The sequence below is a fragment of the Micromonospora pallida genome, assembly GCF_900090325.1.
GTDB classification, from domain to species: Bacteria; Actinomycetota; Actinomycetes; order Mycobacteriales; family Micromonosporaceae; genus Micromonospora; species Micromonospora pallida.
Window position 1 is genome coordinate 7406224 of record NZ_FMHW01000002.1, and the last position, 19720, is coordinate 7425943.

15 protein-coding genes are annotated in these 19720 nt (G+C 71.4%); 9 read left to right on the plus strand and 6 right to left on the minus strand.

The features are described 5' to 3' along the window. The first annotated feature begins 3 nt into the window (after window positions 1-3). On the plus strand, window positions 4-1176 hold the full coding sequence (locus GA0074692_RS31900; RefSeq protein WP_091651668.1) for an MFS transporter: 1173 nt from the start codon (window positions 4-6) through the stop codon (window positions 1174-1176). A 51-nt stretch (window positions 1177-1227) separates the two neighbouring features. On the opposite strand, the gene GA0074692_RS31905 is transcribed toward GA0074692_RS31900, so the two are convergent. The 4 genes from GA0074692_RS31905 to GA0074692_RS35105 all read right to left on the minus strand — a co-directional run bounded on the left by GA0074692_RS31905 (window position 1228) and on the right by GA0074692_RS35105 (window position 5808). After that, window positions 1228-2334: an NAD(P)/FAD-dependent oxidoreductase gene (locus GA0074692_RS31905; RefSeq protein WP_141725461.1), complete on the minus strand. Its 1107-nt coding sequence runs from the start codon at window positions 2332-2334 to the stop codon at window positions 1228-1230. Window positions 2335-2437: 103 nt separating this feature from the next. Next, a complete protein-coding gene (locus tag GA0074692_RS31910) occupies window positions 2438-3655 on the minus strand; it encodes a S8 family peptidase (protein WP_091651676.1) in 1218 nt (405 codons plus the stop codon). 68 nt (window positions 3656-3723) lie between these two features. Beyond that, window positions 3724-4962, minus strand: a complete 1239-nt coding sequence (locus GA0074692_RS31915; protein ID WP_091651680.1) for a S8 family peptidase — start codon at window positions 4960-4962, stop codon at window positions 3724-3726. A 345-nt stretch (window positions 4963-5307) separates the two neighbouring features. Next, window positions 5308-5808: a hypothetical protein gene (locus GA0074692_RS35105; RefSeq protein ID WP_176738639.1), complete on the minus strand. Its 501-nt coding sequence runs from the start codon at window positions 5806-5808 to the stop codon at window positions 5308-5310. Window positions 5809-6169: 361 nt separating this feature from the next. On the opposite strand from GA0074692_RS35105, the gene GA0074692_RS31925 reads away from it, so the two are divergent. Beyond that, a complete protein-coding gene (locus GA0074692_RS31925; protein WP_218106727.1) occupies window positions 6170-8188 on the plus strand; it encodes a LuxR family transcriptional regulator in 2019 nt (672 codons plus the stop codon). Window positions 8189-8235: 47 nt separating this feature from the next. Here GA0074692_RS31925 and GA0074692_RS31930 read toward each other — a convergent pair whose 3' ends face one another. After that, on the minus strand, window positions 8236-10959 hold the full coding sequence (locus tag GA0074692_RS31930) for an AAA family ATPase (RefSeq protein ID WP_091651692.1): 2724 nt from the start codon (window positions 10957-10959) through the stop codon (window positions 8236-8238). A gap of 433 nt (window positions 10960-11392) precedes the next feature. On the opposite strand from GA0074692_RS31930, the gene GA0074692_RS31935 reads away from it, so the two are divergent. From GA0074692_RS31935 to GA0074692_RS31965, 7 genes are read left to right on the plus strand one after another with little or no spacing between them, the layout of a single operon-like run. Continuing rightward, the gene (locus GA0074692_RS31935; RefSeq protein WP_091654426.1) at window positions 11393-12481 is read left to right on the plus strand and encodes a polyprenyl synthetase family protein; all 1089 of its coding nucleotides are present in this window, start codon (window positions 11393-11395) and stop codon (window positions 12479-12481) included. Then, window positions 12481-13707: a GHMP family kinase ATP-binding protein gene (locus GA0074692_RS31940; RefSeq protein ID WP_091651695.1), complete on the plus strand. Its 1227-nt coding sequence runs from the start codon at window positions 12481-12483 to the stop codon at window positions 13705-13707. The genes GA0074692_RS31935 and GA0074692_RS31940 overlap by 1 nt, the downstream gene beginning before the upstream one ends. Beyond that, the gene (mvaD, locus tag GA0074692_RS31945) at window positions 13697-14746 is read left to right on the plus strand and encodes a diphosphomevalonate decarboxylase (RefSeq protein WP_245730546.1); all 1050 of its coding nucleotides are present in this window, start codon (window positions 13697-13699) and stop codon (window positions 14744-14746) included. The genes GA0074692_RS31940 and mvaD overlap by 11 nt, the downstream gene beginning before the upstream one ends. Next, window positions 14743-15921 carry a phosphomevalonate kinase gene (locus GA0074692_RS31950; protein WP_091654432.1) on the plus strand — a complete coding sequence of 393 codons (1179 nt, stop codon included), beginning with the start codon at window positions 14743-14745 and terminating at the stop codon, window positions 15919-15921. The genes mvaD and GA0074692_RS31950 overlap by 4 nt, the downstream gene beginning before the upstream one ends. Further along, the gene (gene fni / locus GA0074692_RS31955) at window positions 15918-17009 is read left to right on the plus strand and encodes a type 2 isopentenyl-diphosphate Delta-isomerase (RefSeq protein ID WP_091651698.1); all 1092 of its coding nucleotides are present in this window, start codon (window positions 15918-15920) and stop codon (window positions 17007-17009) included. Before GA0074692_RS31950 ends, fni begins: the two co-directional genes overlap by 4 nt. Further along, window positions 17006-18067: a hydroxymethylglutaryl-CoA reductase gene (locus tag GA0074692_RS31960; protein WP_245730548.1), complete on the plus strand. Its 1062-nt coding sequence runs from the start codon at window positions 17006-17008 to the stop codon at window positions 18065-18067. Before fni ends, GA0074692_RS31960 begins: the two co-directional genes overlap by 4 nt. Window positions 18068-18110: 43 nt before the next feature. Further along, window positions 18111-19001 carry an aromatic prenyltransferase gene (locus GA0074692_RS31965; protein WP_091651703.1) on the plus strand — a complete coding sequence of 297 codons (891 nt, stop codon included), beginning with the start codon at window positions 18111-18113 and terminating at the stop codon, window positions 18999-19001. A gap of 36 nt (window positions 19002-19037) precedes the next feature. Here the strand turns inward: GA0074692_RS31965 and GA0074692_RS31970 are convergent, their stop codons facing one another. Continuing rightward, complete coding sequence (locus GA0074692_RS31970; RefSeq protein ID WP_091654437.1) at window positions 19038-19451, minus strand: DUF6223 family protein; 414 nt, start codon at window positions 19449-19451, stop codon at window positions 19038-19040. Window positions 19452-19720 lie beyond the last annotated feature (269 nt).

Here is a 19720-nt window from a genome sequence, read left to right on the forward strand (position 1 = left end):
CCGATGACCGCGACCGCGCCCGGCGGCACCCTGACCTTCTACCGCCCCTACCTGCCGCTCTTCGGGGCGATCTTCTGCTGCCTGCTCGGGGTGGGCGCGTCCCTGGCGGTGCTGCCCTTCCTCGTCCTCGACGAACTGGGCGGCACCCGGTTCGAGGTGGGCGTGGTGGTCGCGGCCATCGCGGTCGCCGCGGTGATCGCCCGGCCGATCGCCGGCCGCCTCGGCGACCGGCACGGCTACCGGACGGTGATGCTCGCCGGGGCGGCCTTCTGCGGCCTCGCCGGACTCGGCTACCTGGTCGCCGGGAACGTGCCGGGGCTGATCGCGGTCCGGATCGTGCACGGTGTCGGGGAGGGCGCGGTCTACACCGCCGGGGCGGCCTGGCTGGTGGCGCTCGCGCCGGCCGAGCGGCGCGGCCGGATCGTCGGGCTCTACGGCATCCACATGTGGGCCGGGATCACCCTCGGCGCGCTGCTCGGCACGGTCCTGCTCCGCGCCGCCGGCGGGTACCCGGCGGTGTGGGTCTTCGCGGTGCTGACCGCGGCGGCCGGGCTGGCGCTGGTCGCCGGTCGGCCCCGACCGGACCAGGCCCCGGCTGTCGGTCGGGCCGGGTTCCTGCCGCGCAGCGCGATCGCGCCGGGCGTCGCGCTCTCGCTCGCCGGTCTCGGGTACGCCGGCCTCGCCGCCTTCGCCGCGCTGCACCTGGCGGACCGGGGCGTGGAGAACGGCATCGCCGCGTTCAACGCCTTCGGCGTCACCTACGTCGGCGTACGGCTGTTCGCCGGTGGCCTGCCGGACCGGCTCGGTGCCGGCCGGGTGGCGCTCTGGTCCGCGCTGGTGGAGGCGGTCGGGCTGCTGCTGGTGGCGGTGGCGGAGAACCTGTGGGTGGCGATCGTCGGCGGGCTGGTCATCGGGGCCGGGCTCTCGCTGCTCTTCCCGGCACTGGCCCTGCTGGTGATCAACCGGACGGACCCGGCGCACCAGGGCGCGGCGCTCGGGGCGTTCACCTCGTTCTGGGACATCGGCCTGGTGGCCGGCGGGCCGCTCGCCGGTCTGGTCGCCAGCGCCGCCGGCTACCCCGCGGTCTTCTGGGCCACCCTGGCGGCGGCCCTCCTCTCCGCCCTTCTCTCCGCCTCCCCCCTCTCCCGCATCCCGCCGCCTGCTGCGTCGCGTTGACCGGGGGGTTTGCGGCACCGTCCGGGCCGGACGGTGCCGCGAACCCCTTGATCAGCCGCCGGTCAGGCGGGCGGGGGAGTGGGGGGTGGGGTCCACGGGTGGGGGTTGGGCGGTGGCGAGGGCGGCCAGGAGGGCGCCGGCGGCGGGGGCGGTCTGCACGCCGTAACCGCTGAGCCCGGCGAGCCAGAGGAAGCCGGGCGCGTCCGGGTCCGGCCCGATCACCGGTACGTCGTCCGGGGCGGCGGTGCGCAGCCCGGCCCAGGCGTGCCGGATCCGCCGGATGGCCAGTGTCGTCGCCTCCTCCACCCGAGCCGCGCCGAGCGCCACGTCCAGGTCGTCCGGTCGGGCGTCGCCCGGCGGGCAAGGGGCGGCGTCGACCGGGGACACCAGCAGGTGGCCGGACTCCGGTTTCAGGTAGAAGGTCCCGCCCACGTCGGCGACCATCGGCCAGCCGGTGACGTCCAGGCCGGGCGGCGCGTCCACCAGGAAGGCGGTACGCCGCAGCGGCGTCAGACCCACCGGCCGTACGCTGGCGGCCTCGGCGATCTCGTCGGCCCAGGCACCGGCGGCGTTGACGACGGTACGGGCGGTCACCTCCCCGCCGTCGGTGTCGACCCGCCAGCGGTCCCGTTCCCGGCGCAGGGACCGGACCCGGGTCAGCCGGGCGATGGTGCCGCCGGCCGCCCGGATGCCCCGCAGATAGCCCTGGTGCAGCGCGTCCACGTCGACGTCCCGGGTGGCGGGCTTGAGCATCGCCCGCCGGAACCGGTCGACCCGCACGATCGGGCAGATGCCGGGGACCTCGGCGAGGTCGATCTCCCGGGCCGGCGGGTCGACCTCGGCCCCGTCGCGCAGGTACGCGTCGAACAGGTCCTCGTCGCCGGGTGGGCAGAGACTCAGCGTGCCACGCGGGGTGAGCAGCGGGTGCGCGGCGAAACCGGCGGGCGGGTCGGCCAGGAAGTCCCGGCTGGCCCGGGTCAGCGCGCGGACCGCCGGGCCGCCGTAGTACTCGGAGAACAGGGCGGCGGAGCGGCCGGTCGAGTGGTGACCCGGTACCTGCTCCATCTCGACCAGCAGCACGCGACCGTACCGGGCGAGGTGGTAGCCGGCGGTGGCGCCCGCGATGCCACCACCGATGACCATATAGTCAATCGTCACTGTATTGGACAGTAGTCGGGCTGATGGCCGGCGGCAATGCCCGGCGGGGACGGGCCGCGCCGCCGGCCACCGGACGGGTTCCCGGGGCCGTGGTACGGCCGGATCAGGGGCCGCAGTAGAGCAGCCGGTTCGGGGTGCCCGAGGGCACGCCGGTGACGACGTTCGCCGTCGCCCGGCTGGTCAGGTAGCTGGCCACCTGCGCCGGGGACCAGGTCGGGTTGGCCGACAGGGCGAGCGCGGCGCAACCGGCGACATGCGCGGAGGCCGTCGAGCCGCCGCTGATCGTGGCGACGGCGGTGTCGCTGGTGTGCCAGGTGGACGTGATGTTCACGCCCGGGGCGAACAGGTCGATGCAGCTACCGTAGTTGCCGCTGGACAGCCGGGCGTCGGTCGCCGAGGCGCCGACCACGGTGAGCGCGCCCGGCACCCGGCCGGGCGAGTAGTTGCAGGCGTTCCCGTTCGAGCTGCCACCGGTCGTGACGTAGGTGATGCCGTGGTTGATCGAGTTGGTCACCGCCGCGTCCAGGGTGGCGTTGGCGCCCCCGCCGATGGCCAGTTCCGCGACCGCCGGCCGGAGGGCGTTCGCGGTGATCCAGTCGATCCCGGCGATCACCGTGGCGAAGGTGCCGCTGCCCTGGCAGTTCAGCACCCGTACCGGATGGATCATGACTTCCTTGGCGACGCCGTGGCTGGTGCCGCCGATGGTGCCGGCCAGGTGCGTGCCGTGGCCGTTGCAGTCGTCCGCCGGCAGCGCGCCGTCGACCAGGTCGATGCCACCGGTGACCCGGGGGCCGAAGTCCAGGTGGGTGGCCCGGACGCCGGTGTCGACGACGTACGCGTGCACGTTGTGCGCGGTGTTCGGGTACGAGTACCGGTTGTCGAGCGGCAGGGCGCGCTGGTCGATCCGGTCCAGGCCCCAGGACGGCGGGCCGAACTGCGTACCGGGGCCGATCAGCGGAGTCACCCGGTTCTGCTCCACGTACGCGACCGCCGGATCAGCGGCGAGGCGACGGGCGGCCCGCTCCGACAGGCGTACCTCGAAACCGGTCAGGGCGCTGCGGTAGACGTGGCCGACGGTTCCGCCGTAACGGGCCCGGAGTCGCTCCGCGACCCGGGTGACCTCGCTGCCCGCCGGACGCGTCGCGTCCTCGCGGAGCACCACGATGTAGCTGTCCCGTACGGCGTCGGCGGCGCCGGCGTGGCGGATCGTGCCCTCGGCGGCCGGGGCGGCCGAGGCGCTGCCGACCGGAGCGAGGACGGCGGTCAGGGCGGACGCCAGGGCGAGGGCGAGCAGTCGACCCCGCAGGCGTGATCTGATCATGATCTCTCCTCCAAGAGGGTCCGGCCCCGGGGCGAGAGTCGCCCCGGGGCCGGTGGAGTGGCGGTGGGTCAGGAGGTGGGGGCCGCGTAGAGCAGCCGGTTCGGGCTACCGGTGCCCGCGTTGCTGATCACGTTCGGCGTGGCCTGGGTGACGATGTACGAGTGCACCTGGGCCGGGGTCCAGGACGGGTTCAGCTGGAGCACCCGGGCGGCCGCACCCGCGACGTGCGGGGAGGCCATCGAGGTGCCGCTGATGGTGTTGGTGGCGGTGTCGCTGGTGGACCAGGCCGACAGGACGCTCACGCCCGGGGCGAAGAGGTCGGTGCAGGTGCCGATGTTGGAGAAGGTGGCCCGCGCGTCGTTGCTGTCCGACGCGTTGACGGTCAGCGCGGTCGACACCGAGGCCGGCGAGTAGTTGCAGGCGTTGGCGCCGTACGAGTTGCCGGAGGCCACCGCGTAGGTGACGCCGTCGGCGATCGAGTTGGCCACGGCGGTGTTCAGGGCGGCGGTGAGACCGCCACCGAGGCTCATGTTCGCCACCGCCGGCTGGCCCGGCAGGTGGTTGCCGGTCACCCAGTTGACGCCGGCGATGACCTGGTCCCAGGTGCCGCTGCCCGCGCAGTTCAGCACCCGGACGGCGACCAGCCGGACGTCCTTGGCGACACCGTAGGCGTTGCCGCCGACGGTGCCGGCGACGTGGGTGCCGTGACCGTTGCAGTCGTCGGCCGGGAGCGCGCCGTCGATCGTGTCGATGCCGTCGACGGCCGCGCCGGCGAAGTCGACGTGGCTCTTCCGGATGCCGGTGTCGATGATGTACGCGGTGACGCCCGCGCCGGTACTGGTGTAGGTGTACGAGGCGCTCAGCGGCCGGTTCCGCTGGTCGATGCGGTCCAGGCCCCACGGCGGGTTGAACTGGGTGGCCTGCGTCGTCACCGTGTGGTTCTGCTCGACGTAGTCGACCGACGGGTGCGCGGCGAGGCGCTTGGCGGCCTGCTCCGAGAGCTTCACCGAGAAGCCGTTGAGGGCGTCACCGTAGACGTTCCCGACGGTACCGCCGAAGCGGTCGGCCAGGGACTTGGCGGTGCTCTTCACCGCGCCCTGCCGGGTGCCGGCGCGGCCGCCGACAGCGCTGTCCTTGAGTACCACGATGTAGCTGTCGGCCACGGCCGTCGCGCCACCGGCGCTCCGGATCTCGCCGACGGACGGGGCTGCCGTTGCGGGAACGCCGACCATGGCGGTGACCATGGCGGCGCCGGCAAGCGCGCCGACCGCGGCGAAGGTACGCCGGTGAGTGCGGGGGAGTGTCATCTCCCGGTCCTCCTACTGTGGTGGCCTCTCGTGGGACTCGGGGCCCATCAGAGGCGCTGGACGATGGGAGAATCCTAGCGTCGATATTTACGAACCTGGATTTCTTCGATGTTCGCGATATGAGGATGATATTGACAAGCTTCTAAGCGTTAGGTATTGCCTCAGGTGTCACGGACGCGTTACACACGATGGTTGGGCCAGTTGTCGGGCAGGACGTCGCCATGCCCGGCGCCGTGGGCTGGCCCTGCGGTTGTCACCCCGCGTCCGCCGGCCGGTGCGTAGGAACAGCGTCGCCCCAGGCGGGCTGGGCCGCCTGGGGCGAGGGTGGGGAGAGGGAGGGCGCCGTCAGAAGTTGACGTCGACTCCAGCCGCCTTGCAGGCGGCGGTGAGGTCCGTGCCGACCTTCTCGAAGGTGGGGTTGTCGGCGGCGGCCACCGGGTCCGCGGCCTTGGCCGCCTTGGCGGACTCCGCCGCGAACTGCTTCAGACCGGCGGTCACCGCGCCGTCACCCCCGGACGCGGCCAGGGCGGTCATCTTCTGGTCCAAGTCGGTCAGGATCTTGCCGAACGCGGCCGGCGCCGCTGCCGCGTCGCCCTGGAAGACCTTGACGACGGATGCCTTCATCTCCTCCCCGATCTGCTTCGTGGCTTCGCAGAGTTCCTTGTCGCTCTTGGTGACCGCTGCCGCCGACGGGGAGGGCGGCTCGGCGGCGGAGGTGGTCGGCGACGCGGGAGCCGACGCGGCGGGGGGCGCGGACTCCGTCGTGGTGTCCTCCCCGCCGCAGGCGGCGAGAGTCGTCAGAGAGGCGCAGAGGAGCACAGTGGAGAGGAGGCGAGATGGCTTCACGGACGCGGACGGTAGCCGACATCACCCTGTTGGCCCACTTCAGGGTCGGTGGTCCGCGGCCGCCGCTGGCCCTTCCCTTCCGGGTGCCGTCAGCCCGTCCCCTGGCATCGTTCGGTTGGTCCCGTTATCGGGCGGGCTTCCCGGTATCTCATAGCTTCCCCCGATGGCCGGTCAACCGACGGTTGGCAGGGTTGCGCGCATCGATGAACGACATTGCTGTGTGGTAAGGTGGTCAAATTTCGAGCGCCGGCGACGGCGGCGACGCCACATAACACCATACCGGCACCCGTTTTCAGGAGCGTGAACATAATCTCGAGGGGGGATTATGGCGACGAGACCGATGCTAGGGAATCAGAAGCCAGTGGGCACACCGGCCGCTGCGGGAGTCACCGAGGAACTGGAACCGGGTCCGCTGGATGGGGATGGCACCGAGCAGGCCCTGCGTAACCTCCTCGGGGCTGAGGTGGACCAGAAGCTGGTTGATTTCGCGGCCGGGGCCGGCGGGAATCCGCGCCTGCTGGCCGAACTCGCGCTCGGTCTCGTGGCGGAGGGGCTGGTAAGGGAAAACGGTGGCGTGGTCCAATTGGTCGAACCCCGCGTTCCGCGTCGCCTCCTCGAATTCGTGGTGAGCCGGTTGGGTGAGCTGAGCGCGAACTGTCAGCAGTTCCTCAAGGTCGCGGCGGCACTGGGCAGATCGTTCATGCTGGCGGACGTGTCCAGTCTGCTGGGCCGATCCTCGGCTACCCTGCTCACCGTACTGGACGAGGCGATGGCGGCGGGGTTCGTCGTCGCGGTCGAGCGGCAACTCGCGTTCCAGAGCGAGTTCGTCCTGCTGGGGATCATCGAGTCGATCCCGGTTCCCGCGCGCGACGCCCTGCGGAGTGAGGCGATGACTCTCTCCGGGAGAGGCGCCCAGTCGTACGAGAGCCTGTGGATGACCGAGCGTCCGACCGACGGTGTGGACAGGGAGGGCGTGGGCGGAGCGTGCTCGAGGGCGCACCGGCTGATAATGAACGGAGACGCGGCAGCCGGGGTACGTGTCGCGGAGCGCATGCTCGCCACCCCGGGCATGTCGCCTGCCGACCGGCTCGACGCGGAGGCATCGGTAATTCTGGGTTACTTCCTGCTCGGCAGGAAGGAAGCGGAGAAGGTCGCCCAGAAGGTTCTGTGGGAACGAGGGGCCGCGCCGGGGGACGTCGCCGCACTGATGGCGTTGGCGGTGCGTTCCAATCTGCTCTGGCGGGCGGGAAAGCTGGCGGAGAGCCTGAGCCTGGGGCGTGCCGCGGTGCACAACAGCGAAAATGTCGATCCGGTCTGGCGTTTCCACTTCCAGCTCGCGCTGGCCGGAAAACTCGCGAACCTCCGTGACTTCGACAAGGCCGAGTCGCTGATCGCCGATGCGGAGGCCGGCCTGCGCGGACTGCCCACGCCGGTCTGGACGGCGGCGCCGGCGGTGATGCGGTCCCGGTTGTCCCTCCAGGCCGGGCGAATAGGAGAGGCGCGCCGGGAGGCCGAGCTGGCGACGTCCGCGGCGGGGCAGGACGCCGTTCCCATGCTTCGACCTCTCGCCTATTCCGTGCTCAGCACCGCCTCGTTCTATCTGGGAGATCTCCCCGCCGCCGTCGACTACCTGAGGCGGGCGCACAGTGCCGTGGCGAGCCAGGTGGTGCTGGACTCCGTGCAGTACGCCTGGGCGGACATGCTCATCACCGTCAAACGGGAAGGGCCCCGGGCGGCTGCCCAACTGTTGTCCGGCAGGTACGGCCATCTGCCGACGCAGCGGAGCCTGTACATCGAGGATCCGAGTGCCGCCGCGTTCCTGGTCCGGCTCGCCCGCGACGTGGGCGACAGCGACCTCGAGCGGAGCGTGCTCGAGACGGTGGACGGCCTCGCCGGTGACAACCCCGGAATCTCGGTCATCGGTCTTACCGCCATGCACGCGAAAGCGTTGGCGAACAGCGCCTCGGCTGCCCTGGCGCTCATCATCGTGCAGTCGCCGGATCCGATCTCGGTGGCCCTGGCGACCGAGGAACTCGCCAAGCTCTATGCCGCCAGAACTCCGCTGGCCGCACGGCGTACCGATCCGGCCTACTCGGAAGAGGTCGGTCCGGACACCGCCGCCTGCTGGTCCGTTCTCTCGGACATGGAGCGACGTATCGCCTACCTGGTGAGCGTGGGCCTGACGAACCGACAGATAGCCAAGCAGGTGCATCTGTCGGCGCACACCGTGAACTACCACCTCCGGAAGATCTACCGGAAGTTGGGCATCAACACCCGGGTCGAACTGGCGCACGGAGCGGCGAGCTACTCGAGCAAGGTCGCGATCTACTCGATGGGCGACGACGAGAACTCCGGCCACATCGCTGGTGAGGCCGTCTGACCGACGGTGACAACCCGGGTAGGGACCCGGTCCGCCGACCGGGTTGGTCAGCCGGCGGACGCCGGGTGGTGCGCGACGGCCAGTACCGGTGGGAAGGCCTCGTGCGCGATGAAGTGCTTGGTCAGTTCGACGCGACTGTTGATGTCGAGCTTCGAGAACACCCGCCGGAGATGACTGTCGACGGTGTGCGGCGACAGGAACAGGACGCTCGCCGCCTCCCGGTTGGTCCGGCCGTCGACGATTGCCCGTACGACGCGCAGCTCCGCGCTCGTGAGGCTCTCCCAGCCGGACTTGGGCCGCTCCGCAGCGAGCCGACGGACGTTGGGCGCGTCGAGATGACGAAGCTGCTGCTGCACCCGGTCTGTGTCGCACTGCGCGCCGCATTCCAGATAGAGATCCAGGGCGGACTCGAGGAGCCGAACCGCCCGGGTCCGGTCCCGCACGCCCTGTTCGACCCGCGCCGCGTCCTCGAGCGCGCTGGCCGCCGCCAGCGGGCGTCCGGCGAGCCGATGGAGATCAGCGGCCCGGTGCAGCGCGACCGGGTCGTTGCGCAGGACGCCCTCGGCGTGTTCGGCGGCCCCCGCCAGTGACTGCACCAGCGGGTTGCGCTGGGCGAGTCGCCGGGCGAACTCGGCCGCCCGTTCGGCCTCCGCGCCGAGTCCCACCTGCCGGGCCTGGCAAACGAGCGTCGCCGCCGCGGTCGGTGCCTCGGAGAAGAGCAGCGGATCGGGTACGACCCGCCCCTCGATGTTGATCAACGTCTGGACCATCATCGCCGGGCGCCCACTGGCGGCGTGGAACTGCGCGAGCGCCCAGTCCAGGCGGGCCCGGTCGGCTGGCGCGTCACCGGTCGTCAGCCGCTCGGTCAGGCGCAACTGGTCGCTGGCCGTGGCGAGATCGCCGCGACCCATGCTGATCCGGGCCAGCACGAGGCGCGCGGGTACGGCGTCCTCCGGCGCCGACCGCTCCACCAGGCGAAGCGCCGTCTCGGCGTCGACCCGTGCCTCCTCGAGTCGACCCACCGCAGCCAGGAGTTCGGCGCGGTGGCCGTACCACAGGGACTCCGACCAGGTCTCGCCGCGCGGCTCCGACTCCTGCCGGACGGCGGCGAGGACGGCGGTGGCCTCCTCGAACTGGTCGGCCGCGACGAGCGCCCGGACCAACCACGTCCAGAGCGGCCGTTCGCCGTGGCATCGCGGCGTCGCCGGCTCACCGCGCCACGCTGCCGGGACCGGGTCGGGTACGTCGCGCACGCGCTTCGCGGTGTCCGCGAACGCCCGATTCAGCTTGGCGCGGTCCAGCTCGCAGATGTCCTGCCGCGCCAGCGTCCGCTGGAGAAGCTCGGCCGCCGTGTCGGGGCTGTCGGCGTCCCGCAGTCCCTGCCCCAGCTCGAGCACCAACTGCGACTCGGCTGCCGCGTCGAGACCGGGGCGCAGGGCGATGTCGGCCAGCCGGCAGGCTTCGCTGCCCCGTCCCGCTCCGGCAAGCAGACGCAGGGCACGGGCCAGCGTTCGCGGCGCGTCGTCGAAGAGAACACCCAGTTGCGCGACGGCCCGAGCCACCAGGTTGTCGCAGCCGGCGGGCGGCTGGGGTGCCGGTGAGGAGGTCCCGACCGGTGCGACAGGGCCTGGCCGTTCGACACGGGTGTCCGCCACGCTGGCCAGGGAAGGGCGCACCACGGGAGCGGGCGAGCGCGGTACGCGCCGATCCCCGCCGGCGTCTCCCGCGCTGGTCCCCGGCCCGGCCGCCGACCCGAGGGCGGGCCCGGCCGCGGAGCGCTCCCGGAACGCGGCGTGCTGAAGTGCCTCGCCGACCACCTGGTGGGTGAACGTCAGCTCCGGGCCCACCCGTCGTACCAAGCCCACCTGCACCGCCTCGTCGACCCCGGAGGACAGCTCGGCGGAATCGTCGAGCAGGGCCGCCGCCTCCTCGACCGTGAACGTGTGGCCGATCCCCCGGCCCGCCACGAGCAGCCGCCGAACCGCGGGCGACAGCTCGTCCAGCAGGCCGTGCACCGCGGTGAGGACGCCCTCGGGCAGCCGCTCGGCCACCACCGAGGCCGCCCCGTCGATGATGATCATCTGTCCGGCCTTGATGAGGGCGCTGAACACGTGCTCCATCAGCCACGGGTTGCCGCCGCACCGAGCCGCCCAGTCGAGTACGGACGCATCCGGTTTGGCGCCGAGGATGCTGGTGCACAACTCGGCTGCCGCCTCGTCGTCCAGCGCCCCGAGGTGAAGCCGTACCGCGGCATGGTCGATCAGCCAGTCGATGGCGTGCTGGGCCAGCGATTGGGTGGGCACCGGTCGACGGGCGAGCAGCCACAGCACCGGTGACGAGGCCAGCGACTGGACGAGCCCCCGGAGGGCCAGCGCACTGACGTCGTCGATCCGGTGCGCGTCGTCCAGTACGACCACGAGGGGGTGTCTGCGGGCCGCGCTCTCGACCAGTTCACCCACCCGGTCCATCACCCAGAAGGGGTTTCTGTCCGGGCGGACCAGATCGTCGAAATCGGCTTCACCGGACATCACCCGTCGCAGGAAATTGATCAGCAGGTGAATGGGGATCGGCTGGCCGGTGATACTGGCCCTCCCGGCGACCACGGTCAGACCGCGTTCCGCCCCCTCCACGCCCGTGGCCTTCAGCAGGTGGGTCTTGCCCACGCCGAACGGTCCGTCGACGATGACGCAACTGCTGGATCCCCGCAGGGTGGCGTCCAGCCGGCTGCCCAGCGAGGACAGCACCTGCTCACGCCCTACCAGTGGATTCATGGTTACCACCCCGGGTATCTCTGGTGGATCGTCCAACGTGTGCCACGGGCCCGGCCAGCGTCGCGGGTGTGCGACTGTCCGGAGCTGACAGTTGCACACCCGGCGCGGAGTCGGGCTCGGTCGACCGTCGCGGCGAAAGCGCCACCTCAGTTATACGGGATTCACGGCGCTGTGACGTGAATGGATGTACTAGCCTGCACTACCCGTGTGAGTAGTGGGCAGGGCAGCGCGATGCGATTACTGTCGTTGATGTCGATCAGTGCATAGATGGTAGTCGTGCTGGTCAGGAATTGGTGCTGCTTTCCTCGGAGATTCGTGCGTCCGGAACGGGCCAGAGGTCTCGCGCCCGAAATTACATGTTTTCCGACAACTCGTGGGAGTCCGGGGTGTATGGGCGTGAAGGTGATCGTCACTTCGATCGGAAGTGGGGTACATGACCGTCAGCTATCTCGGGGCGGCTGCGGACGTGGCTGCTGTCGATGCCGCGCTCAGGGACTTCTTCACCGAACGCCGCGCCGAAGCCGAGGCGCTCGGTCCGGACCTCGCGGCGATGGTCGCGGAACTCGAGGGCTACGTTCTGCGCGGCGGCAAACGCATCCGGCCGGCCTTCGCCTGGTTGGGCTGGCTCGGCGCCGGCGGTGATCCCCACGACCCGGCCGCCACGGCGGTGCTGAGCGCCTGTGCGGGATTCGAGCTGCTGCACGCGGCGTGCCTGATCCACGACGACATCATCGACGCGTCCCGGACCCGCCGTGGCCATCCCGCCGCGCACGTGGCATACGCCGAGCGGCATCGGGCGCGGCGGTTCTCCGGTGACCCCGACGCCTTCGGCACGGGCACCGCCATCCTGATCGGGGACCTGGCCCTGATCTGGGCCGACGTCCTGGTCCGCGCCTCCGGGCTGTCGGCGGACGCGCACGCCCGGGTCTCCCCGGTCTGGTGCGCGGTCCGCTCGGAGGTCATGTACGGCCAACTCCTCGACCTGGTCAGCCAGGCGAGCGACGACGAGGACGTCGACGCGGCACTGCGCGTCGACCAGTACAAGACGGCCTCGTACACGGTGGAACGCCCGCTGCAGTTCGGTGCCGCGATCGCCGGCGCGGACGCCGACCTGGTCGCGGCCTATCGGGCGTTCGGGGCCGACATCGGGATCGCGTTCCAGCTCCGCGACGACCTGCTCGGCGTGTTCGGCGACCCGACGGTGACCGGCAAGCCGTCCGGCGACGACCTGCGCGAGGGCAAGCGAACGGTGCTGCTGGCGACGGCGCTCGAGCGGGCGGACGCCCACGACCCGGCGGATGCGGCGTTCCTCCGGGCGACGGTCGGCACCGACCTCTCCGACGAGGAACTGGCCCGCGCCCGGGCCATCCTGGTCGGCGTCGGTGCCGTCGAGCACATCGAAGGGCAGATCGCGCTCCGCTTCGACCGGGCCATGGCCGTGCTGGCGGCCAGCACCGCCACCAGCGCCGCGAAACACCAGCTCGCCGAGATGGCGATCAAGGCAACGCAGCGGGCCCAGTGATGTCACCGACGAATCCACTCACGTTCGCCGGCCGCGCCAGCTCCGCCGGCGATCCGGGCGTCGCCCACGGCCGCACCGATGCCCCGAGTACGGCCCACGGCCGTACCGATGCCCCGGACGCCGTGCCCGGTGGTCCCGGTGGCCCGGGTGCCGCGCCCGGCCGGGTCGGCGTCGGCCGCGCCCACGGCAAGGCCATCCTGCTCGGGGAACACGCCGTCGTGTACGGCGCTCCGGCGCTGGTCATTCCGGTTCCGCAGTTGACGGTCACCGCGACCGCGACGCGAATCCCGGCTGACGGCGCGGACCGGATCTCCTTCGCGATGACGGGACCGGGAACCACGTCGGTGACACCACTGGCCAACGACGGCCTGCAACACCTGGTGGCGGAGTTCAAGGAGCGGGCTGCCGTCGTCGAGCGCATGTGCGCCGACGTGCTCATCGACAGCGCGATCCCGCAGGGTCGTGGACTCGGTTCCAGTGCCGCGTGCGCCCGAGCGGCCGTGCTGGCACTCGCGGAGGTCTTCGACCGCCGGCTCGACGCGCGAACGGTGTTCGATCTGGTGCAGGCTTCGGAACGGGTGGCGCACGGCCGGGCGAGCGGCATCGACGCGCTCGCCACCGGTGCGACGGCTCCCCTCCTCTTCCACACCGGCACCGCCCGGGAACTGCCCGTCGCCATGCTGGGGCAGTGCCCCGCGCACCCACCGGAGCGGGCCGACGGTCACGCCGACGAGGGCCACCCCGACCGGATCGCGCGTGCCGGCCGTCAGGCGCCCGTCTCCACCAGCTTCGACGGGCTGTTCGTCATCGCGGACAGCGGTGTCGGCGGCAGCACCAAGGACGCCGTGGAGCTGGTACGGCACCGGTTCGAGCGCGAGGCGGAGACGCAGGAGGCCTTCGTACGTCAGGTGTCGAGCCTGACCCGGGCGGCCCTGCGCGACCTCACCGTCGGCCGGTTGCCCGACTTTGGCGCGCGGCTGACCGAGAACCACCGGCTGCTCCGCGAGATCGGGATCAGCACGGATCGGATCGACGCGCTGGTCGGCGCCGCGCTCGCGGCCGGCAGTCTGGGCGCCAAGATCACCGGCGGCGGGTTGGGTGGCTGCATGATCGCGCTGGCCGAGGACCCCCGCCGGGCGGAGACGGTCGTGCGGGGCCTGCACGAAGCCGGCGCCATCCGGACCTGGGTCGTACCGACGGGGAGGTTCGCGAGTCATGGCCATTGACCACCAGATGACGCCGGCCGGACCGGCTGGGCAGGTCCTCGACCCCGGCGCGACCGCCGTCGCCCATCCGAACATCGCGCTGATCAAGTACTGGGGCAAGCGCGACGAGCAACTCATGATCCCGTACGTCGACAGCCTGTCGATGACCCTGGACGTCTTCCCGACGACCACCACCGTCCGGCTCAGTCCCGAGGCACCGGCCGACAGCGTCACGCTCGACGGATCGCCTGCGGAGGGGGAACAGCGGCGGCGCGTCGTCGCCTTCCTGGACCTGGTCCGGGAGTTGGCGGGGCGTACCGAACCGGCCGAGGTCGACACCCGCAACGCCGTACCCACCGGAGCGGGTCTGGCGTCCTCGGCGAGTGGCTTCGCCGCGTTGGCCCTCGCCGGCGCCGCCGCGTACGGCCTCGACCTCGACCCCACCGCGCTGTCCCGCCTGGCCCGGCGCGGGTCCGTGTCGGCCGCCCGGTCGATCTTCGGTGACTTCGCGATCTGCCACGCGGGCCGGGGGACCAGCGAGGACGCGGACCTCGACTCCTACGCCGAGCCGGTGCCGGTCCCGGACTTCGACCCGGCGCTGGTGATCGCGCTGGTGGACGCCGGCCCCAAGGCCGTGTCCAGCCGCGCCGCCATGCGGCGAACCGTCGAGACCTCCCCGCTCTACCGGTCGTGGGCGACCTCGAGCGCGGCCGACCTGACCGAGATGCGGGTGGCGCTGCGACGTGGCGATCTCGACGCGGTGGGAGAGATCGCCGAGCGGAACGCCCTCGGCATGCACGCGACGATGCTGGCCGCACGGCCGGCGGTGCGCTACCTGTCGCCGGCCACCGTGGCCGTGCTCGACCGCGTCGGGTGGCTACGAGCGAACGGGGTACCGGCCTACGCGACCATGGACGCCGGGCCGAACGTCAAGGTGCTCTGCCACCGCACGGATGCCGCCCGGGTGGCCGAGGCGCTGCGCGACGCCGCCCCGGGGTGCTCGGTGGTCACCGCCCGGCGCGGGCCGGGCGCCCGCCTGCGAACGGGGGCCGAGCGGTGACCGGCCGGGGCACGGTCCGCCGGCACGCGCCCGGCAAGCTCTTCGTCGCCGGCGAGTACGCGGTGGTGGAACCGGGCCACCCGGCGATCCTGGTGGCGGTGGATCGGCAGGTCACCGTCACCGTGTCCGGAGCCGGAGCCGGAGCCGGAGCCGGAGCCGAAGCCGGAGCCGAAGCCGGAGCCGGAGCCGAAGCCGGGGACGCCGACGTCGTGGTCGAATCCGATCTCTGCCCGGGGCGGACGCGACTGCGCCGGGGCGCCGACGGGCTGGGCGGGCTCGACGCGGACCACGGGCAGCCGGTGCCCGACCGCCTCGGCCACGTGGTGTCGGCGATCGACGTGGTCGACGAGCTGCTGACCGGGCGCGGACTGCCCACGTCCCCGATCCACGTCTCGATCTCCAGTCGGCTGCACCGGGACGGGACCAAGTTCGGCCTGGGGTCGAGCGGCGCGGTGACCGTCGCCGTGGTGACGGCGGTGGCCGCGTACCACGGCGTGGAGCTGTCGCCCGACGCGCGGTTCCGGCTGGCGATGCTGGCGACGGCGCGGCGCGATCCCGGCTCCTCCGGCGGCGATCTCGCCGCGAGCGTCTGGGGCGGGTGGATCGCCTACCACGCGCCCGACCGGGTCGCTGTGCTCGTCCTCGCGCAGCGCCGGGGCATCGAGGAGGCGTTGCGGGCACCGTGGCCGGGGTTCGCCGTACGCCGGCTGCCCCCGCCGCGCGGGCTTGCGCTACAGGTGGGCTGGACGGGACAACCGGTCAGCACCGCCGCGCTGGCCGGGCGGTTGCGCACCGGCCAGTGGCCGGGCAGTACGTCCCAACGGAGCTTCCTGGCGCGCAGCGACGAGTGCGTGCGGGCCGCGATCCGCGCGCTGGACCGGGGCGACGACCACGAGTTGCTGCACCAGGTCCGTGATGCCCGCCAGGTGCTCGCCGAGCTGGACGACGAGGTTCGGCTGGGCATCTTCACGACCAGGCTGACCGCGCTGTGCGACGCCGCCGAGAGCGTCGGCGGGGCGGCCAAACCCTCGGGTGCCGGGGGCGGCGACTGCGGCATCGCGTTGCTGGACGGCACGGCGGAGCGGGAGATCTCGCAACTACACAAGGAGTGGGCCGCCGCAGGGGTGCTCCCCATGCCGATTCATGTCCAGCCGACGAACGGGAGCACGGAATGATCGCCAACCGCAAGGACGACCACGTCCGGTTCGCCACCGAGCAGCAACGCCAACTCGGCGGACACCACCAGTTCGACGAGGTGTCCTTCGTCCACCACGCCCTGGCTGGCCTCGACCGGTCCGAGGTGTCCCTGACCACCCGGTTCGGTGGCCTCGAATGGCCGGTGCCACTGTGCATCAACGCGATGACCGGCGGCAGCGTCAAGACCGGTCTCATCAACCGCGACCTGGCGATCGCCGCCCGCGAGACCGGGGTCCCCATCGCGACGGGCTCCATGAGCGCGTACTTCGCCGACGAGTCGGTGGCGCACACCTTCAGCGTGATGCGCCGGGAGAACCCGACCGGGTTCATCATGGCGAACGTCAACGCGACCGCCTCCGTCGAGAAGGCGCGGCGGGCCGTCGACCTGTTGCAGGCCGACGCCCTCCAGATCCACCTGAACGTCATCCAGGAGACGGTGATGCCGGAGGGCGACCGGTCGTTCGCCTCGTGGGGGCCGCGGATCGAGAAGATCGTGGCCGGCGTCGACGTCCCGGTGATCGTCAAGGAGGTCGGCTTCGGGCTGAGCCGCGAAACCCTGTCGACGCTGCGGGACCTGGGCGTACGGGTGGCCGACGTCGCCGGCAGCGGCGGTACGAACTTCGCGCGCATCGAGAACGACCGGCGGGACCGGGCCGACTACTCCTTCCTCAACGGCTGGGGCCAGTCCACGCCCGCGTGCCTGCTGGACGCCCAGGGCGTCGATATCCCGGTGCTGGCCTCCGGCGGGATCCGCCATCCGCTGGACGTGGTGCGGGGACTGGCGCTCGGCGCGTCCGCCGCCGGGGTGTCCGGCCTGTTCCTCAAGACGGTGCTGGACGGCGGCGTGCCCGCGCTGGTGGCGCTGATCTCCCGGTGGCTCGACCAACTGGCCGCCCTGATGACCGCGCTGGGCGCGCGGACCCCGGCCGACCTGGCCCGATGCGACGTGCTGGTCCATGGCGAACTGCGCGCGTTCTGCGCCGACCGGGGAATCGAGACCAGCCGGCTCGCCACCCGTTCCAGGTCTTACGGCACCACCCACGAGACGATTGGAGGCATCCGTTGAACGACACGAACGCGGTCGCCGGCGTTCCCATGAAATGGGTGGGTCCGGTACGCATTTCGGGAGATGTGGCGGAGATCGAGACGGAGGTTCCGCTCGCTACCTACGAGTCGCCGCTCTGGCCGTCCGTCGGCCGGGGGGCGAGGATCTCCATGATGGTCGAGCCGGGCATCGTCGCCACCCTGGTCGACGAGCGGATGACGCGCTCGGTGTTCGTCCGGGCCAAGGACGCGCGGACCGCGTACCTGGCCTCGCTGGAGGTCGACGCGCGACTGGACGAACTGCGCGAGATCGTACGGACCTGCGGCAGGTACGTCGAGTTGATCGGTTTCCACCACGAGATCACGGCCAACCTGCTGTTTCTCCGGTTCGACTTCAGCACCGGCGACGCCTCCGGGCACAACATGGCGACGCTGGCCGCCGACGCGATCCTGTCCCACATCCTGCAGAGCATCCCGGGAATCTCGTACGGCTCTATCTCGGGAAACTACTGCACCGACAAGAAGGCCACCGCGATCAACGGCATCCTCGGTCGGGGCAAGAACGTGGTCACCGAACTGCTCGTGCCGCGCGAGATCGTGCACAAGTCGCTGCGCACGACGGCCGCCGCGATAGCCGAGTTGAACGTGCACAAGAACATGATCGGCACCCTGCTCGCCGGCGGCATCCGCTCGGCCAACGCGCACTACGCGAACATGCTGCTCGGGTTCTATCTGGCGACCGGCCAGGACGCGGCCAACATCGTCGAAGGCTCACAGGGGGTGACCGTCGCCGAGGACCGGGACGGCGACCTCTACTTCTCCTGCACCCTGCCGAACCTGATCGTGGGAACCGTCGGCAACGGCAAGGGGATCGAGTTCGTCGAGGAGAACCTGACCCGACTCGGCTGCCGGGCCGCCCGCGAACCCGGTGAGAACGCCCGCCGGCTCGCGGTGATCGCGGCCGCGACGGTGCTCTGCGGCGAACTCTCCCTCCTCGCGGCGCAGACCAATCCGGGCGAACTCATGCGGGCGCACGTCCGACTGGAACGCAAGGGCACGACAGCGAAGATCGGTGGTTAGGGATCCGATGTCGTCACGTACCACCGGGGGTATTGGAGGATCAATGTCCGGAACTTCTGAGGCCGCAGAGCTCTACTCCACCATCGAGGAATCGGCCCGGCTGCTGAACGTGGCCTGTTCGCGGGAGACGGTCTGGCCCATTCTCTCCGCGTTCGGAGACGCGTTCGCGCACCCCGGCGCCGTGGTCGCGTTCCGGGTGGCGACCGCGTTACGCCACGTCGGTGAGCTGGACTGCCGGTTCACGACGCACCCGGACGAGCGGGACCCCTACGCCTTCGCCCGGTCGAACGGCCTCACCCCGGAGACGGAGCATCCCATCGGCACCCTGCTCTCGGACGTCCAGAAGCGTTGCTCCGTCGACAGTTACGGCATCGACTTCGGAGCCGTCGGTGGCTTCAAGAAGATCTACGCGTTCTTCCGGCCGGACGACCTACAGGAGGCGTCGAGGTTCGCCGACCTCCCCACCATGCCGCGCAGTCTCGGCGAGAACGGCGAGTTCTTCGCCCGGCACGGACTGGACGACCGGGTCGGCGTGCTCGGATTCGACTACCCGAGCCGAACGGTGAACGTCTACTTCAACGACGTACCGGCCGAATGCTTCGCATCGTCGACGATCCGGTCGACGCTCCGCGAGATCGGCATGGCCGAACCGAGTGAGCGGATGCTCAAGCTCGGCGAGCAGGCGTTCGGCCTGTACGTCACGCTCGGCTGGGATTCACCGCGCATCGAGCGGATCTGCTATGCCGCTGCCGCCACGGATCTAACGACGCTTCCCGTACCGGTCGAACCGGAAATCGAGACGTTCGTGAAGAGCGTTCCGTACGGTGGCGAGGATCGGAAGTTCGTCTACGGTGTCGCGTTGACGCCGCACGGCGAGTACTACAAGCTCGAGTCGCACTACAAGTGGAAGCCCGGGGCGATGGACTTCATCTGACCGCTCCGGCGGCGCGGCACGAGTGGCATCAAGCGTTCAGGCGGTGCGGCGGGAACGGGCGAGAGCCAGTCCGCCGAGGACGATGCCGACGAGTGCCAGCACCACGGCGGCGACAGCGCCGCCTCGGCCGTTGCCGGTGCCGACCGCGCCGCCGGAGCCGGTGGCGGCCAGCACGCCGACGATCATGCCGACCAGCCCCAGCACCACGGCCGCGATGGCACCGCCCCGACCGCTGCCGGCGCCGGCCCGACCTGCGGAGCGCAGCGCCCACGCGCCGACGCCCACCCCGATCAGCGCCAGGACCAGGGCCACCACCGACCCGGCCCGTCCGGAGCCACTGCCGCCACCACCGTCGACGGCGATCGGAACCTGGGCCGCTGCCGGTACGGCGAGCGCGAACCCGCCGAGCGGGGCAGCCACGGCGGCAGTGAGCAGACCACGGACGGACATCGAAGATCCCTTCGGCCGGACGCCGGACACCGGCGTCGGCGTGCGTATGGAGTGGTTGCCGGCCGGCATGCCGAAGTCGACCACGGGCCTACCGCCAACCTACCTTCGACTGGTGCCCGGTCGGCCGTTTTCCGAATTACCGGGACGAATTGGTTGGCGAAGGCCACGGGCCGGGTTCGGTCACGGAACGGTCTCACATTGGCGGTTGGTCGGAATCCGCCATCCGGGGCTGGTTTCTGCGCCGATAGCCGGTGCGACGTACCGGTAAG